The 17574-nt window shown below is 70.9% G+C and carries 13 protein-coding genes; 4 read left to right on the forward strand and 9 right to left on the reverse strand.

All coding sequences use genetic code 11. The features are described 5' to 3' along the window. Window positions 1-493 precede the first annotated feature (493 nt). Window positions 494-1096: a TetR/AcrR family transcriptional regulator gene (locus AB0F62_RS36500; protein ID WP_361809676.1), complete on the forward strand. Its 603-nt coding sequence runs from the start codon at window positions 494-496 to the stop codon at window positions 1094-1096. 517 nt (window positions 1097-1613) lie between these two features. Here AB0F62_RS36500 and AB0F62_RS36505 read toward each other — a convergent pair. The 5 genes from AB0F62_RS36505 to AB0F62_RS36525 form a co-directional block, all read right to left on the reverse strand. Beyond that, window positions 1614-2813 (reverse strand): ABC transporter permease, encoded by a 1200-nt coding sequence (locus AB0F62_RS36505; RefSeq protein WP_361809678.1) that lies wholly within the window; start codon window positions 2811-2813, stop codon window positions 1614-1616. Between the two features lie 184 nt (window positions 2814-2997). Continuing rightward, on the reverse strand, window positions 2998-3441 hold the full coding sequence (locus tag AB0F62_RS36510; RefSeq protein ID WP_361809680.1) for a hypothetical protein: 444 nt from the start codon (window positions 3439-3441) through the stop codon (window positions 2998-3000). A gap of 659 nt (window positions 3442-4100) precedes the next feature. Beyond that, window positions 4101-5480 carry a dihydrolipoyl dehydrogenase gene (gene lpdA, locus AB0F62_RS36515; RefSeq protein ID WP_361809682.1) on the reverse strand — a complete coding sequence of 460 codons (1380 nt, stop codon included), beginning with the start codon at window positions 5478-5480 and terminating at the stop codon, window positions 4101-4103. Between the two features lie 40 nt (window positions 5481-5520). After that, a complete protein-coding gene (locus AB0F62_RS36520; RefSeq protein WP_361809684.1) occupies window positions 5521-6801 on the reverse strand; it encodes a dihydrolipoamide acetyltransferase family protein in 1281 nt (426 codons plus the stop codon). Further along, on the reverse strand, window positions 6794-8983 hold the full coding sequence (locus tag AB0F62_RS36525; RefSeq protein WP_361809686.1) for a thiamine pyrophosphate-dependent enzyme: 2190 nt from the start codon (window positions 8981-8983) through the stop codon (window positions 6794-6796). The genes AB0F62_RS36520 and AB0F62_RS36525 overlap by 8 nt, the downstream gene beginning before the upstream one ends. A gap of 133 nt (window positions 8984-9116) precedes the next feature. On the opposite strand from AB0F62_RS36525, the gene AB0F62_RS36530 reads away from it, so the two are divergent. From AB0F62_RS36530 to AB0F62_RS36540, 3 genes are all read left to right on the forward strand, one after another. After that, window positions 9117-9629, forward strand: a complete 513-nt coding sequence (locus tag AB0F62_RS36530) for a VOC family protein (RefSeq protein ID WP_361809688.1) — start codon at window positions 9117-9119, stop codon at window positions 9627-9629. Beyond that, a complete protein-coding gene (locus AB0F62_RS36535) occupies window positions 9626-10309 on the forward strand; it encodes a GntR family transcriptional regulator (RefSeq protein WP_361809690.1) in 684 nt (227 codons plus the stop codon). Before AB0F62_RS36530 ends, AB0F62_RS36535 begins: the two co-directional genes overlap by 4 nt. A gap of 321 nt (window positions 10310-10630) precedes the next feature. Beyond that, a complete protein-coding gene (locus tag AB0F62_RS36540) occupies window positions 10631-12007 on the forward strand; it encodes an NADP-dependent succinic semialdehyde dehydrogenase (protein ID WP_361809692.1) in 1377 nt (458 codons plus the stop codon). A gap of 174 nt (window positions 12008-12181) precedes the next feature. On the opposite strand, the gene AB0F62_RS36545 is transcribed toward AB0F62_RS36540, so the two are convergent. From AB0F62_RS36545 to AB0F62_RS36560, 4 genes are all read right to left on the reverse strand, one after another. Beyond that, window positions 12182-13246 carry a hypothetical protein gene (locus AB0F62_RS36545; protein ID WP_361809695.1) on the reverse strand — a complete coding sequence of 355 codons (1065 nt, stop codon included), beginning with the start codon at window positions 13244-13246 and terminating at the stop codon, window positions 12182-12184. A gap of 190 nt (window positions 13247-13436) precedes the next feature. Continuing rightward, a complete protein-coding gene (gene pntB / locus AB0F62_RS36550; RefSeq protein WP_361809726.1) occupies window positions 13437-14864 on the reverse strand; it encodes a Re/Si-specific NAD(P)(+) transhydrogenase subunit beta in 1428 nt (475 codons plus the stop codon). 23 nt (window positions 14865-14887) lie between these two features. Next, window positions 14888-16441 (reverse strand): Re/Si-specific NAD(P)(+) transhydrogenase subunit alpha, encoded by a 1554-nt coding sequence (locus AB0F62_RS36555; RefSeq protein WP_361809697.1) that lies wholly within the window; start codon window positions 16439-16441, stop codon window positions 14888-14890. Window positions 16442-16558: 117 nt separating this feature from the next. Then, on the reverse strand, window positions 16559-17368 hold the full coding sequence (locus tag AB0F62_RS36560) for an SDR family oxidoreductase (protein WP_361809699.1): 810 nt from the start codon (window positions 17366-17368) through the stop codon (window positions 16559-16561). Window positions 17369-17574: the final 206 nt, after the last annotated feature.

Genomic DNA, 17574 nt, shown 5'->3' on the forward strand with positions numbered 1-17574 from the left:
AACACGCACACCGTCCAAAGCCTTGGTCACTGTCGTCCTCACCTCACTAGTCCAACGACGGGTCAGGGGTGGTGCGGCGGATCAGATTCCATACTGCAGATTGCATACCGTATGGAGTAACCCCCATGGTTGCGGCAGGCGCGGTGGATGTCCAGAGAGCGCCGGCAAAGATTTCGCCCGGCTCGACCCTCCCCGAGTGGCGGGCCCGGGTCACGGCCGGCGGGGCGGAGCGGGGCGATGGGATCCGATGCGGTCCCGGTGCGCGGCGGCGACCGTCTTCGGCGTGCCGCCCGCCATGACCGAATCCGGCGGATTCACCGCGGCCGGCCCTCCCGGCCGGAAGACCTCGAAGGCGCCGTTTCCGGGAGTGGCGGAGCGTATCGGGAATTGCGGAGGACGCACCTCGTCGCAGCACTCCGCGGGCCCTGTGGAGGGCCACGGTCACCGTGCTAAGTTAACACGAAGATTCGTTTTTTACGTCGAGGATGGATCCATGCCGAAGGTCACGCAGGAGTACATGGAGGCCCGCCGCCAGCAGATCCTGGACGCAGCCCGCCGCTGCTTTCTGCGCGACGGATTCCATTCGACGTCCATGCAGGACCTGTTCGCCGAGTCCGGCCTCTCGGCGGGCGCGGTGTACCGGCACTTCGCCAGCAAGAACGAGATGATCACCGCGATCGTCGAGGAGAGCATGCGTGACGTCCTGACGATGGTCGACAGTGTCGCCAAGGACCGCCCCAGCAGCTCCGTCGGGGACCTCATGGCCGATGTCTTCGACATCGTGAAGGCCAAGACCGCCGAGCAGAACATCGCCGGGCTGTCCGTGCTGGCCTGGTCCGAATCCCTGCGGAACCCCTCGCTGGCCCGGCAGTTCAACGACCTGCTGGCCCAGATGCGCTCCGCCCTCACCGAGGTCATCCGGGAACACCAGCAGAGCGGCACCCTCACCCGCGAGGCGTCTCCCGAGGCGATCGGCGCCGCGCTGATCTGCACCCTGCCCGGCTACATCCTCCAGCTGGCCATGGGCGACTCCAAGGCCCTCGAAGGGGTTCCCGACGCCCTGCGGGCGCTCTGGCCCGACCCGGCCGCCTCCTGAGAACGGCCGAGCGGGACGACGGCGGAAATACGCGAGAGAAGCGGGCGAAATCCCGGCGCCTTCCTCGACGGCCACCTCGGGAAACAGCCGCACGGAAATTCCCGGACACCGCGCATTCCCTGTCGCGGCCCGGTGCGATGACCGGGCTCGCGCAGGGGAAGGAACAGCGGAGGAAAGGCAGCCGGCTCCGGAACCGTCACTGTTCCGGACTCCGCACGGAGCCGGTCCGCCGAATACCCAGGCGGTCATGGCGGCGGGTTTCGACGGGTTCACCCTCCACGGCACCCGGCCGATGCCGTCCGCGGTGACGCTCACCGCGGGAACGGCGAAGACGGTGCCGTCGCGGGTCGGTCTCACCGCGGGCACGCCGTCGACCGCGACCGGTTCCTCGGTGCTCCCGGGCCGGAACCGGTCGGCGAAGGCGCGGTGGTACGTCGCCACCCGCCGGCTGGAGCGCCGGGCCGGGACGCCGGGCCGCACCGCGGGGAAAGACGGCCGGCGCCCCTCGCGGCCGGTCTCAGCGGTCGGCCGCGTGCCGCGCGTGCGAGGCGGGGCGGCCGCCTTCCAGCGCCGGTGAGGGCGACGGGAAGTATCCGTCGAGGGCGGGCCGCAAGACGGCCGTCCCCACGGATTCGCTCGTCGCCGGGCTCTCCGCGCCCGCGTCCTCGGTCCGTCCGGAGTCCCCCGCGGCCAGGCCGCCCGCGCCGGCGGTCTTCCGGCGACCCAGGGCGACGGCCGCCATCCCGAGCACGCTCCACAGGGCGAGAACGGCGATCTGGCCTTCCGAGCCGTTGCCGCCGAAATAGGCCGTGCCGCGCAGAAGATTCGCGCCGGCGCCCGGAGGCAGCCACTGGCCGATGTCGTCCACCATCTTGGGCAGCAGTTCCGGTGCGGAGGTGCTGCCGGAGAACGGATTCCCCACGAAGACCATGAGCACGGCGCTCAGCCCGAGCCCCGCGGGGCCGATGAGCGTGATCAGGCCGGCGCAGGTCGCGCTGATGGCGAGCATGGTGAGGGACAGCGCCGACCAGGTGGCGACATGCTCGTGCGGCAGTGCGCCGAGGATGCCCTGGGCGACCAGATACGCGCCGAAGCCGGTCGCGGCGCACGCGGCGATCAGCTCCAGCACCCGGCGCCACCCCGGCATGTGGAAATTCGACATCGCGAGCAGCGAGGCGATCAGGATGCCGCACATCGTGAGCGGGAGCAGCGCCGAGCTGAACACCACGCCACGGGGGTCGTCCGCGGAGATCGGGACGACGTCCACCGTCTTCACGGTGACCTTGGCCGCCGCCTTGGCCTCCTTCTTCTTCTTGCCGGACGTGGACGCGACGAACGTGCCGCGGGCCGACGCCGTCGTGCCGATGGCGGCCGACTCGGAGGCCGCGGCGGCGAGTTGCCGGCCGGAGGCGTCGAGCAGCTGGGCCACGGACGTGCTCGCGGCCGTGGCCTGCAGCACGGTGAAGCTGCCACGGGTGACGACGAAGGCGCCGTAGATCTCCCGGGCCTTGATCGCGGAGCGCGCCGACGCCTGGTCGGGGTACAGGTGGAAGTCGAATCCGCCCGGCCTGCTGCGCTCCAGGCCTTCGACCGCGTTCTGGCCGGCCGTACTCGTCCCCACGATCCCCACCGGCAGATCACGCGGCGCGACGCGGGACGCGGGCCATGCGTACGCCATGACGGCCAGCGAGATCACCAGCGGCAACGCCACTGTCATGATGACGATCCGTCGCCATGACAGGACTCCCACCAAGGGGTTCTTCACGGCCACACCTCTCAAAACGAATGATCATTCTCTTAAGCCAACAGTCTCCTATGGGCACCGGAGCGAGTCAACACGAACATTCGTTTTCTTTACCGACTCCATACCGAAGGCCGGCGCACCGCCCCGCGCGATCGGCTCATCGCGGCATCGGCCAGTCGGGCATCACGCGGACCCGGCCCTCCAGGTGCACATGGCACCGTGTGTGCTCCGGGACGGCCAGGCCCCACAGACCCGCCAGGAACCGCACATCCACGCCCAGGGTCGCGGCGTGGCCCGAGCCCCTCCCCGCGACCGACGGGAACGGACCGACGACGCTCAGCCGGCCCAGGGCGGCGACGTCGGTGATGCCGTTGAGCGTGAGCATCGGGATGAGGGCCCGACGGGTGCCGGTGCCGTCGTAGGGGTGCACCAGACGCAGTTCCCCGCCGGATCCGGCGAGTTGACGCCCCAGGTCCGTGCGGCGCCACGAGGGGCGCCGCGATCGGCCGGCCTCGCCGTCGTCTGATATCCGGAACCGCACCAGGCCCCCTGCCGGCCCTCCGCTGCCGTGGCCGACGAGGAACGCCTCCGCGAGCTGCAACGGAACATGCCAGGAGAGCCGGCCGCGGCTCCGGCTGTGCAGCCAGTTCCCGGCCCCGCGACCGCTGTTGCCGCTTCCGCCGTACGGTGGCCGGGGTCCGGCACCCGGGCGGCTCCCGTCGTCCGGGGGCGGCGGTGGGGCATGAGAGATCATGGTGGGCTACCTGGGGGAAGGTCGAGCGGGGACATGGATGCCGCACCCGGGAACCGGCGATGGCGTTCCGGCCGGCATCGGCTGCCGGTCCGGGCCGCTCCGCCGGACTGACGGTGTGTCCGTCGATGGTGCGGACGCGGCGGGCGAGGGCGCCGGGCGGCACGACGGGAACGGGATCGGGCGAGGCCGCAGGCCCTGAGGAACCTCCGGCGGGCCGCGCCGGAGGCGGAGCCACCGGCCACCCGGCCGGGCCGACGTGCCCGTACGCGTCGCGGCCGGACCTCGGCCCCGCCCGCGCGAGCGCCCCCACCGCGTCGCGCCGGCCCGCGGTGCGCCGGCCCACGGTGCGCCGGCCCGCGGTGCGGCGCGGGCCGGCGGCCGCGAACGCCCCTTCCGTCAGGGGGCGCCCGATCCTGCGCCAGGACCCGGCGCAAGTCCAAGGCGAACATTCGTTTTTCCCGGAACGGACCACCCCGCCCACCGCGGGAGCGGTATGCGGGCAGGGCTCAACCGTGCACGTGCAGCGGCTTGCCCGCGAGAGCGAGGAACGCCTCCCCCAAAGCCTCGTTCTGGGTGGGATGCGCGTGCACGAGGGGGGCGACATCGCCCGGATGGGCTTCCCAGGCGACCGCGAGCTGCGCCTCCGCGATGAGCTCGCCCACCCTCGCACCGACCATGTGGACCCCCACCACCGGGCCGTCCTTCTCACGAACCAGCTTCACGAAGCCGGACGTACCGATGATCTGGCTCTTGCCGTTGCCCGCCAGGTTGTACTCGACGCTCTCCACCCGGCCGGCACCGAACCTCTCCTCGGCCTGCGCCTCCGTCAGGCCGACCGACGCGACCTCCGGGTCGGAGTAGGTGACGCGGGGGATGTGGGCCTCGGCGATCGGCGCCGGGGACAGACCGGCGATCTCCTCCGCGACGAAGATCCCCTGCTGGAAACCGCGATGCGCGAGTTGCAGACCCTCGACGATGTCCCCGACGGCGTAGACACCGGGTACCCGGGTCCGCAGGCCGGCGTCGACCTCGACGAATCCGCGGTCCAGCGTCACGCCGACGTCCTCGAAGCCCATCCCGGCCGTACGGGGTCCCCGTCCGACGGCGACCAGCAGGACGTCGGCCTCCAAGGGGTCGCCCGCCTCGAGACCGACCGAGACCCCGCTCGCGCTCTGCTCGACGGAAGCGACCCGGACGCCGGTGCGCACCGTGATCCCGCGTCGCCGGAAGGCGCGTTCCAGGGCCCTGCCGCAGGACCGGTCCTCGTTCGGGACCAGGCTCGGGAGCGCCTCCACGACGGTGACGTCGACGCCGAACGAGCGCCACAGGCTCGCGAACTCGACACCGATGACGCCGCCGCCCAGGATGATCGCGCTGCGCGGAAGCTCGGGCAGCGAGAGCGCCTCCGTCGACGAGAGGATCCGTCCCCCGAACGCGAGCCCGGGCAGGCTGCGCGCGACGGACCCGGTGGCCAGGACCACGGCCTCCGCCGCGGAGTAGACGACCTCACCGACCCGCACGGCCGTCGGCGACACCAGGCGCCCGCGTCCCCGGACCAAGGTCACGTCATGGGCCCCGACGAGTCCCTGCAGCCCCTTGTACAGGCGGTCCACGACACCGTCGCGATAGGCGTACACGCCGGGCACGTCGATGCCCTCGAAGGAGGCGCGGACGCCGATCGACGCGGCATGGCGCGACAGTTCGGCGACCTCGGCGGCGTGCAGCAGCGCCTTGGTCGGGATGCAGCCGCTGTGCAGGCACGTCCCGCCGAGCTTGTCCTCTTCGACGAGGGCGACGCTGAATCCCAGTTCCGCGCCACGGAGCGCGGTGGCGTAACCGCCTGATCCACCGCCGAGGACCACGAGGTCGAACGTGTTCTCGGTCATGCCGTGTTCTCCTTCTCCTTCGCCTCGCGTTCGCCGGTGCTCACAGCAGGATCCGGAGCGGGTGTTCGAGCACGTCCACGAACTCCTTCAGCCACTCGGCCGCGGTGGCGCCGTCCACCGCCCGGTGGTCGACGGCGAGGGTCAGCCGCAGCACGGACGCGACGACGACCTCGCCCTCCTCGACGACCGCCTCCTGCCGCACCGCGCCGACGGCCAGGATCGCGGCCTGCGGCGGGTTGATGATGGCCGCGAAGTCCTCGGTGCCGTACATGCCGAGGTTGGTGATCGAGATCGAGCCGCCCTCCAGTTCGTCCTGCCGGAGCCGGCGCTCCTTCGCCCGGGCGATCAGGTCCTTCGTCGCCGTGGCGACGCCGCTCATCGACAGGGAGTCCACACCGCGGATCACTGGGGTGACCAGACCGCCGTCGGTGGCGACGGCCACGGCGATGTCGACGTCCGAGAAGTGCCGCACCGAGGTGTCGTTCCACTGCACGTTCATCGCGGGCACGCCCGTGTGCGCGGCCGCGATCGCCTTGACGAGCAGGTCGTTGATCGACACCCGGACGCCCTGACCGGCGTTGATCTGCTGCCGCAGGGCGAGCAGCGCGTCGACGCGTGCGCTGCCGCGCACATAGAAGTGCGGCGTGTTCTGCTTGCTCTCCGTCAGCCGGCGGGCGATGGCCGTCCGCATCCGCGTGTTGGGCACGTCCACGAAGCGTGCGCCGGCCGCCGGAGCCGGACCCGCCGTGCTCTCCGCCCCGGTGTTCGCGGGCGCCGCCGCCTCCTGCCGGGCCGACCGGGCGGCGGCCGCCTCGACGTCGGGGCGCCGGATACGTCCGCGCGGTCCGCTCCCCACCACGGTGTTCAGATCGACGTCGAGCTCGCGTGCGAGACGTCGCGCCAGCGGACTGGCGAAGAGGCGCTCGCCCCCGTCGCGTACGGTCTCGGCGGCCGCCGGCTCTTCCGCCGAGGCCGAGGCCGAAGCGGGAGCGGGAGCCGACACCGAGGCCGCGGAAGCCGTCACCGGGGCCGCTCCGGCACCCAGCGAGGCGACCAGGTCGTCCACCGCGGACGCCGACTCGTCCGGCGCCCCCCAGACCGCGATCGGTGTCCCCACCTCGACCGTCGTGCCGGCATCCACCAGGAGGCGCAGGAGCACGCCGTCGCGCTCGGCCTCCACGTCGACCACGGCCTTCTCGGTCTCCACCGTGACGATCGGATCGCCGGCCTTGTAGGGGATGTTCACACCGACGTTCCAGGATTCCAGGATCGCCTCCTCGGTGTTGGCGGCGATCTCGGGCATGCGCAACAGCTCAGCCATGGTTCTGCTCCTGCGCGATCTCGCGGAGCTTGGCGACGACTTCCTCCGTGGAGGCGTACGCGGCACGCTCCAGCACCTTGCTGATGCTGGGCGACGCCTCGCCGCCCGTCACACGCTCGATCGGGGCGTCGAGCCAGTCGAACAGCCGCCGCTGGATCTCGTCCGCGAGCCATCCGCCGTAGGAGGTGCCGAGGGCGCCCTGCTCGGCGATGAGCACGTTGTTGGTCTTCCGCACGGATCGCGTGATCGTGTCCCAGTCCAGGCTGGCCCGGTCCAGCCAGCGCAGGTCGATGACCTCCGCGTCCACTCCCGTCTGTTCGACGGCGTCCAGCACGGCCGGGGTCATCGCCAGATAGGTGAGGATGGTCAGGGCCGCGCCCTCACGGCGTACGGCGGCCTTGCCTACCGGCAGGTGGTGGTCGTGGTTCTCCGGCAGTCCCGGCCCGGTCGAGTTGTACAGATCGACGTGTTCGAGGACCACGACCGGGTCGTCGCAGGCCAGGGCCGTGTTCATCAGGCCGACGTAGTCGAACGGCGTCGACGGCGCGACGATGCGCCAGCCCGGCGCCGTCGCGAAGATGCCGGCCGGGTCCATCGAGTGCTGCGATCCGTAGCCGGTGCCGGTGGCGACCTTGCTCCGCAGGACGAACGGCACCTTGCCCTCGCCTCCGAACATGTGCCGCGCTTTTCCGATCTGGTTGAACAGCTGGTCCGCCGCCACCCACATGAAGTCGGCGTACATGAACTCGACGATCGGGCGGTACCGGCCGTCCAGGGCGAGTCCGCCGCCGAGGCCGGCGAACGCGTTCTCCGAGATCGGCGTCCCGATCACGCGGTCGGGGAACGCCTCGCTCAGCCCGCGGGTGGCGCCGTTGGTGCCGCCGTTGAGCCGGTGTACGTCCTCCCCCATCACCACGACACGAGGATCGGTCTCCAGCCGTCGCCCCATCACCGCGGCCACGGCGCCGATGAACTTGACGTCGGTCAGGTCGTCGGCGAAGTCCTCGGCGTCGGTGAACTCGATCCCGGCCAGCTCGGACAGGTCGCCCCGGACGCCCTCGTCGACGAATGCCGGGTCCGGCCACTCCGAGGGCACGATGCGGCGTTCGCCGGGCTTGCCGCCCGGCCGCGGTTCCAGGATGACGTCGCCGAGTTCGGCCATCAGGCCCTTGGCGCGCTCGATCGTCTCCCCGACCGCCTTCTTGGTGAGGATCCTGCGTCGCACCAGGTGCCGCACCAGGGTGTCGATGGGGTCGCGAGCCCGCCACTGCGCTTCCTCCTCCCTGGTCCGGTACCGGAACGCCGAACCGGCGAAGGGACCGTTCTGGTGGAAGTAGCGGTAGACATCGGCCTCGATCATCGTCGGGCCGTCGCCGTTGCGCATGTGCGTGAGGGCCTGCTGCGTCACGAGGTACACGGCCAGCGGATCCATGCCGTCGACCTTCCAGCTCCGGATGCCGAAGCCCGGGCCCCGGCCCGACAGCCGGGGCTCGGCGGTGACTTCGGAGACATGGGTGGAGACGGCGTACAGGTTGTTCTCGACGAAGAAGCACATCGGCAGCGACCACGCCGCCGCGAGATTGAGGGTCTCCAGCGTGGATCCGATGTTGATCGCACCGTCGCCGAAGAACGTGAAGGCCACCGCTTCGGTGCCGGACTCCTTGTGCGCCCACGCGGATCCGGCCGCGAGCGGCACCCCGCCGCCGACGATCGCGTTCGTCCCGATCGCGCCGGCCTCGTGCCACTGGAGGTGCATGCTGCCACCCCGGCCGTGGCTGAAGCCCCGGTCGAGTCCGCATATCTCGCGCAGACAGCGCAGGAGCACGTCCCGCACGTCCTCGGGGAACGGCTTCGTCGGCTCGATCCCCTTCGGATGCAGATGGGCGAGCACCTTGGCGAGGAACTGGTGATGGCCGCGGTGCGACCCGTTCACGGTGTCCTCCGACGTCAGGGCGAAGCACGCCCCGACGGCCCCGCCCTCCTGGCCGATGCTGGAGTGCGCGGGACCGTGGATGAGTCCGTCCGCGGCGAGCTCCAGCACGTACTCCTCGAAGGCCCGGATCAGCACCAGCTGGCTGAACATGCCTGTCAGGAGGTCCGGGGCCGCGGCGTCCCAGTCGTCCTGGGTGACGACGAACTCCGACCACGCGGCGTTGGCTTCGAGTGTGTTTTCCGCAGGCATCGAGTGCCCCCTTCGATCAACCGGAGTGCATCGACCCTGCCACACGGTTGGATCCAATTACAAGGATCTACTCGACAGATTGCGGCATCGACGCCACCATGGCGGCAGTGTTCGGATCCAAAGGAGGAAGATCATGACTCTGCCCGGCCTCAGGCGCCTGGATCACATCGGCTTCACGGTGCCGGACCTGGACGAGGCGCACGCATGGCTCGTGGACGTCCTGGGGTGCGAGTACCTGTACTCGATCGGCCCGCTCAACGCGACGGACGACTGGATGTCGGAGCACCTGAACGTGGACCCGCGCACGGTCATGCGCCGGCTGAGCTTCTACCGGTGCGGCGAGCAGGCGGTGTTCGAGGTCTTCGCGTACCAGGCGGACGCACAGCGGAAGACCGTCCCGCGCAACAGCGACGTCGGCGGCCACCATGTCGCGCTGTACGTCGAAGACCTCGACGAGGCGGTGTCGTTCCTGCGGGCGCGGGGCGTTCCCGTGCTCGGCGACCCGACCGTCAGCGCCGGTCCGTCGCACGGGCAGCGGTGGGTCTACTTCCTCTCGCCGTGGGGAATGCAGTTCGAGCTGGTGTCGTATCCTGAGGGCAAGGCCTTCGACCGCGACCCGTCACAGTTCAGAGGTGACCGCTCTTGACCCCCGCGCACGCTCGCGATCCGCGCGGGTCGGACAGTGTCAGGAGCCATCACATCGCGGGCATCCTCCGCGAGGAGATCCTCGCCGGCCAACTGACGCCCGGCACCTGGCTGCGACAGGACGAGATCGCGGCGCGCCTGGGCGCGAGCCGGATCCCGGTCCGCGAAGCACTGCGGATCCTGGAGTCGGACGGCCTCACCGAGTCGTTCCCCAACCGGGGCTCGCGCGTTCCGATGCTCAGTCTCCAAGAGGTCAACACCTACTACCGGATGCGCGAACGCCTCGAGCCGCTGACCCTGATCGAGAGCCTCCCCCACCTCGCCGAGCACCACATCGATCGGCTGGAGGGCCTCCAGGACGAGATCGAGAACCAGAGCGACGTCAACCGGTTCCTCCTGCTGGACCGCGAGTTCCACATGACCACCTACGCGGGGTGCCCCAGCGACCACCTGCTGGCCATCACCGAGCGGCTCTGGAACTCCACCCAGCACTATCGCCGCGCGTTCATGGTGCTCACCGACCCCGACCGGGCCACCATCGTCAACGCCGAGCACCGGCTGATCCTCGACGCCGTGCGGCGCCGCGATCCCGAGGACGGCGAGCGGTATCTGACCGGGCACATCCGCCGCACGAGGGTCGAACTCACGGCGCACCCGGAACTCTTCACCGAGAAGCGCTGACCCAGTCGGGACGCCGGAGCTCCCGAGGAGCGAACCGGCGTCCCGCCGTGCGCTGCTCCGGCTCGGGCGCGCTTCCGGCCTCCGGGCGCGCGTTCCGGCCCCCGGGCGCCGGATGCCGATGCCCCCGCCCGCCCGGTGCCGACACCCGGCTCCCGTACCTCGTCGCGAGCTGTTCTCCGACGGGCATGACCCCCAGTAAATGTATCCAACTTGAGGCCATGAAGGGTGCCAGCGCCACAACACCCCTGGCGCACCACCCATAAGGGACCTACAGTGGATCCAATCAAGGTTCATGGATGCCCACGCCACGAGGAGAGCGCCGTGCCTATCGCCACCGTCAACCCCGCTACCGGTGAGCTCGTCGAAGAGTTCGCTCCACTCACCGAGGAACAGGTCGACCAGAAGCTGACGCGGGCACACGTCGCGGCCGAGACGCTCCGGGCGACCGACTTCGACACCCGCGCCGGATGGATGCGGGCGGCCGCGGACCTGGTCGAGGCCGAGGCGGACCTGACAGCGCCCATGCTGACCATCGAGATGGGCAAGCCGATCACGCAGGCCCGCGCGGAGGTCCTCAAGTGCGCCCAGGCGATGCGGTTCTACGCCGACAACGCCGAGACCCTGCTGGCCGACCAGCCGCTCGCCGACCCGCGGACGGTCAGGGCCTCGGCCGCCTACACCTCCTACGAGCCCCTCGGCGTCGTTCTCGCCGTGATGCCGTGGAACTATCCGATGTGGCAGGTGATCCGCTTCGCCGCGCCCGCGCTGATGGCCGGCAACGTGGGCCTGCTCAAGCACGCCTCGAACGTCCCGCAGTCCGCGTTGTACCTCGACACGCTCTTCGAACGGGCGGGCTTCCCGGCCGGGTCGTTCCAGGCGCTGCTCATCGGAGCGGCCGACGTCGAAGCCGTCGTCCGCGACCGGCGCGTCGCCGCCGTCACGCTCACCGGTTCCGAGCCGGCCGGGCGGTCGATCGCCGCGGTCGCGGGCTCGGAGGTGAAGAAGGCCGTGCTGGAGCTGGGCGGATCCGATCCGTTCATCGTGCTGCCCTCCGCCGACGTCCGCGCCGCGGCCCGGACCGCCGTGACCGCGCGCACGATGAACAACGGCCAGTCGTGCATCGCGGCCAAGCGGTTCATCGTCCACACCGAGGTGTACGACGAGTTCGTCGAGGCCTTCGTCGCGGGCACGAAGGCGCTGACCGTCGGCGACCCGCTCGACGAGGACACCGAGATCGGGCCGATCGCCACGGAGTCGGGTCGGCGCGAGCTCGCCGAACTGGTCGACGACGCCGTCTCGAAGGGTGCCGTGCTGCGGTGCGGCGGGTCGGCGGTCGGTACCGAGGGGTGGTTCTTCGAGCCGACGGTGCTGGAGGAGGTCACCTCCGGGATGCGGGTGTACCGGGAGGAGGCCTTCGGTCCGCTGGCCGTGGTCCACCGGGTCGACGACATCGAACAGGCCGCGGAGCTCGCCAACGACACGGCCTTCGGCCTCAGCTCGTCGGTGTGGACCACCGACCCCGACGAGGAGCGGTTCCTGATCCCCCGGCTCGAGGCGGGCGCCGTCTTCGTCAACGGCATGAGCGTCTCCTACCCCGAGCTGCCCTTCGGCGGCGTGAAGGACTCGGGCATCGGCCGCGAACTCGCCGCGGAGGGCATCCGGGAGTTCTGCAACCTGAAGACGGTCTGGAAGGGCTGACGCGCACCGCCGGCACCCCACCGCAGGACACAGGACCTCAGGACGCCCGCCGATCGGCGGGCGTCCTGGCCGTTCCCGGCACGCGGGTCGCGCGGGTTGTGCGCGTCGTGCGGGTCGTGCGCGTGCACGGAGTGGGGCCGCCGCACCTCAGGTGCCCCGGGTCCGCCACCGCGCTCAAAGCCGGGCTTCCGCCCAGCGGTCCAGCGTCTCGCTCTTGTCGTCGTAGGTGAGCCAGGTCCCGTCGCCGAGCGGGCGCGCATAGCTGTCGACAGGACCCGTGGGATACCCGACCGCCCCGCGTATCTCCAGGGTGCGGGCGTCGAGCAGCCAGTGGCAGGCCTGTTCGGGTTCCTCGGCGGAGTCGATCGTCGAGGCGATGACGGTGCCGGCGTCCACGAAGCCGCAGCCGTAGTCCCAGCAGGGTGGGTCCTCGTCGTCGGCCGCCTCGGCCGAGACCTCTGCGAGCACGGTGCCGTCCAGGGCATGCAGTCGCAGGTCCCATCCGCTGTGCTCGACGCTCAGGAATCCGGGATGCCCCGCGTGGACGTCCCTCAGGATGCGGTCCATGCCCTCGTTCAGATCCCAGCCGGTCAGCTCGCCGCCGTCCAGGCGTGCCCAGTGCAGCAGGACACCGTCCTGGCCCATGCCGATGCACAGGCCCATGTGGACACCGTCCGGGTGGGACAGATGATGCGAACCGGATGCCGCGCTGCCCAGCGGCAGCCGGGCCAGCTCCCGTCCGTCCCGGGCGTCCAGGACGACCCAGCGCTCCTCCCAGTCGTCCTCCGCCGGCCCGGACAGGACATGCGCCCAGACGAGCCGGCCGTCGTCCGAGACCCGGCAGGATCCGTGCTCGCTCCCGCGGCACACCTCCTGCTCGTCCCCCGTGTGCGGGTGGTCCATCTCGGGCCCCCAGCAGGCGTGACGGTACTCCCACAGAGTCTCGCCGCCCCTGCCCACCGCCCGTACCGCGCGCTGGCCCGAGAACACGGCGAACGTGCCGTCGGGACTCACCGAGTGCACGCCGTGTGTCCACCCCGGCCAGGGAAGGGGGAAGACGGCGGCCGGCGCGCGGTCACCCGCGAACAGCTCGTCCAGGTCGTGGACCTCCAGCTCGCGCCCGTTGCCGAGGAGGGCACGGTACGAACCTCCCCCGCGGCTCTCCAACGCGAAGCCGTGGACGAGCGCGCCCCCACCCGGCAGCCGTACCGAGTCGCGCAGTTGTGCGGTGATCGACATACCCCGACGGTAGCGGGCCCCACTGACAGCGCGGCGGGGGGGCGGTACGGCCGGGGTCCCTCGACCCGGGGGCCCGCGCTTACGCCGACCCCGCGGACGCCGGATCGGCGGTGCACGGGAGTACCCGCCCGCCGATGGCGCCCCGCGGGAGTGCCGGCTCGGCCGGACCGCCGCGGGATGGAGTGGGAGGTCAGAGGACCCGGAGGATGTCGTCGACGCGGTCCTTGGCGTCGCCGAAGAGCATGGCGGAGTTGTCGCGGTAGAAGAGGGGGTTCTGGACGCCGGCGTAACCGGAGGCCATGGAGCGTTTGAAGACGATGACGTTCTCGGCGTTCCAGACCTGGAGGACGGGCATGCCGGCGATGGGCGAGGACGGGTCCTCGGCCGCGGCGGGGTTGACGGTGTCGTTGGCGCCGATGACGAGGACCACGGAGGTCGCATCGAAGTCGTCGTTGACCTCGTCCATCTCCAGCACGATGTCGTAGGGCACCTTGGCCTCGGCGAGCAGGACGTTCATGTGACCCGGCAGCCGGCCCGCGACCGGGTGGATGCCGAAGCAGACCTTGACGCCTCGCTCCCGGAGCTTGCGCGTCAACTCGGCTACGCCGTACTGGGCCTGGGCCACGGCCATGCCGTAGCCGGGGGTGATGATCACCGAGTCGGCCGATCCGAGGAGCTCGGCGACGCCCTCGGCGGTGATCTCGCGGTGCTCTCCGTAGTCCTTGTCGTCGGCCGGGCCGGCCTCGATGCCGAACCCGCCGGCGATCACGGAGATGAAGGAGCGGTTCATCGCCTTGCACATGACGGAGGACAGATAGGCGCCGGAGGAGCCGACCAGCGCGCCGGTGATGATCAGCAGGTCGTTCTCCAGCAGGAATCCCGACGCCGCGGCCGCCCAGCCGGAGTAGGAGTTGAGCATCGACACGACGACCGGCATGTCACCGCCGCCGATCGAGGCGACCAGGTGCCACCCCAGGGCCAGGGCGACGATCGTGACCGCCACCAGCAGCCACAGCGCCGGGTCGATCACGAACCACGTGGTCAGCACGGCGAACGCGCCCAGGGCCGCGAGGTTGAGCTGGTTCTTGCCGGGCAGCATCAGCGGGGCCGACTTGATCCGCGCCGAGAGCTTGAGGAACGCCACGACCGAGCCGGTGAAGGTAACCGCGCCGATGAAGACGCCGATGAACACCTCGGCGGAATGGATCCCGAGCAGATCCTGAGCCCGCAGCACCCCGGCCTCGGCACTGCCCGGGCCGTCCAGGGTGGCCTCCACGTGCAGATAGCCGTTCCAGCCCACCAGCACCGCCGCCAGGCCCACGAAGGAGTGGAGCAGCGCGATCAGTTCGGGCATCCCGGTCATCTCCACGACCCGCGCCCGCCACAGACCGATGGCCGCACCGACCGCCACGGCGCCGATGAGCAGCGCCAGGCCGACTCCGGAGATGCCGTGGTCGACCGCCAGCACGATCGTCGCGGTCAGGGCCACCGCCATGCCGGCGATGCCGAAGGTCTTGCCGGCCTTGGCGGACTCGTGATGGGACAACCCGGCCAGCGCCAGGATGAAGAGCAGGGCCGCGACGATGTAAGCGGCCGCCGCGCCGGTCTCGACAGTCATCAGATCAGACATGGCAGAGCCCTTCAGCTTCTCGAGAACATGGAGAGCATCCGGCGGGTCACCGCGAAGCCACCGAAGATGTTGACCGAGGCCAGCAGGATCGCGATCGTCGCGAGCGTGGTGACCGCGCCGCCGTTCGGGGCCTCACCGTGACCGATCTGCATCAGGGCGCCGACCACGATGATTCCCGAGATCGCGTTGGTGACGCTCATCAGCGGCGTGTGCAGGGCGTGGTGGACCTGCCCGATCACGTAGTAGCCGATCACGATCGCCAGCGCGAACACCGTCAGGTGTCCCAGCAGCGCCGGCGGGGACAGGGCCGCGAGCAGGAACAGCACCGCGGCACCGACCCCGACCAGGGCGAACCGACGCCGGGCCGAGACCGGTGGCCCGGCTTGGGGGCCGGCCGGCTTCGCCGCCGGGGGCGCGGGGGCGGCCGCCGGGGCGGCGGACACCTGGACCGGCGGCGGCGGCCAGGTCGACTCGCCGTCGCGCACCACGGTCATCGACCGCTGCACCACGTCGTCGAAGTCCAGCACGAGCCGGCCGTCCTTGGCCGGGGTCATCAGTTTGATCAGGTTGACCAGGTTGGTGCCGTACAGCTGGGACGCCTGTGCGGGCAGCCGGCCGGGCAGGTCGGTGTAGCCGATGATCGTCACACCGTTCTCCGTGACCACCGCCCGGTCCCTGACGGTGCCCTCGACGTTGCCGCCGTTCGCGGCGGCCAGGTCCACGATCACGCTGCCGGACCGCATCGACGCCACCATCTCGGCGGTGATCAGCGTCGGCGCCGGACGGCCGGGAATCAGTGCCGTCGTGATCACGATGTCCATCTCCGTGATCCGGTCCGTGTACAGCCGGGCCGCGCGGGTGTTGTAGTCCTGCGACATCTCCTTGGCGTAACCCGTCGCCGACACCTCCACCTCGCCGGTGTCCTCGACCTCGACCGAGAGGTACTCGCCGCCCAGCGACCTGACCTGGTCGGCGACCTCGGGCCGCGGGTCGGTGGCGTACACGATGGCCCCCAGGCTTCCCGCGGCACCGATCGCGGCCAGACCCGCCACGCCCGCGCCGCAGACCAGGACCTTGGCCGGCGGCACCTTGCCTGCGGCCGTCACCTGGCCGGTGAAGAAGCGGCCGAAGGCATGCGCCGCCTCCACCACCGCCCGGTAGCCGGCGATGTTCGCCATCGACGACAGCACGTCCAGCGACTGCGCTCGCGAGATGCGGGGCACCGCGTCCATCGCCAGCGCCGTGATCGGCCGCTGTGCCAGGTCCTCCACCAGCGCGGGATCGAACGCCGGGCTCATGATGCCCACGACGGTCGCTCCCGGCTTCACCCCGTCCAACTGCTCCGGCGAGAGGGCGTTCACGCCGAGCACGACGTCCGCCGCGAGCGGGTCGCCGAGCCCCGCACCGGCCCCGGTGTACGCCTCGTCCGGGAAGCTCGACCGCGCCCCCGCACCCGGCTCCACCACGACGTCGTATCCCAGCTTGACCAGCTGGACCACCGTGGCGGGAGTCGCGGCAACGCGCGTCTCGCCACGGCGGGCTTCGCTCACGATTCCGATCAGCATTCCCCAACTCCAGGGTGTCGATGTTGCAGGGCACGCGGCGGACAGCCGTGTGCGCCGAAACAGGAGCGCCATCCAAGGCGTCGGGGCCTTGGATGGCGTCTGCCTGGCGGCCCGGGATCAGGCGACGGGCTTCGACAACCCGCCGTCGACGCGCAGCACCTGACCGGTCACGTACGAGGCGTCGTCGGACGCCAGGAACGCCGCCGCGGCGCCGATCTCGGTGGGCTCGGCCCAGCGGTTGAGCCGGATGCCGAGCGCCTGGACCATGCCGGCCCGGACCTCCTCGGGCGCCTTGCCCTGCTGCTGGGCCATGGCCTCGGTCTTGGTGAGCCAGCCCTCGGTCTTCGTCATCCCCGGGGAGATGGCGTTGACCCGGATGTTCTCGGCCGCCGCCTCGGTCGCCAGGTAGCTCGTGAGGGCGACCACGCCCGCGTTCACGATGGCCGTGGGACCGGTGTTCGGGATCACCGCGTGCGCGGTCGCGCCGACGACATTGACGATGCTGCCACTGCCGGTCCGGCTCAGGTACGGCAGAGCCGCCTGCGAGACGCGCAGGAACCCGATCAGCTTCGTGTCGAAGGCGGACGCGACGATCTTCTCGTCGGCCTTCTCCAGGGGGGAGGGAGCGAGCTGCGGACCCGCGTTGTTCACGAGGATGTCAAGGCTGCCCTGCCACGCGTGCACGGCGGCCAGCGCGCTGTTGACGGACTCTGCGTCGGTGACGTCCACGACGATGGGGAGCACGTCCTCGGCACGGCCGTCGGCGGTGAGACGGCCGGCCGCGGCCTTGACCGCCGCTTCGTCCCTGGCGGCGATCGCCACCTTGGCGCCGCGCTCGAGCAGCGCCTGTGCGATGGCGAAGCCCAGGCCTCGACTACCACCGGTCACGAAAGCCGTGCGGCCCTCCAAGTTCCAACCTGCGGCCATGTTCGGTTCCTCCAGTCAGCGCTTTGTTGCTTCCGCGAAGAGTCGATCCGAAGCGCCGAGGCCGCGGCAAGCGCGGTTAACGCGGGGTTCACAGGCGGACCGCCGGGCCGGCCGGCGGCTTCCGGCCGGGTAACGGCGCGAGGCGACACTGAGCCGTGCGCAGCCTGCTCCGAGCTGAACACCGGCTGAACCCACGCGCGCCGGAC

The sequence above is a fragment of the Streptomyces sp. NPDC026673 genome, from assembly GCF_040638135.1.
In the GTDB taxonomy this organism is placed as follows: Bacteria; Actinomycetota; Actinomycetes; order Streptomycetales; family Streptomycetaceae; genus Actinacidiphila.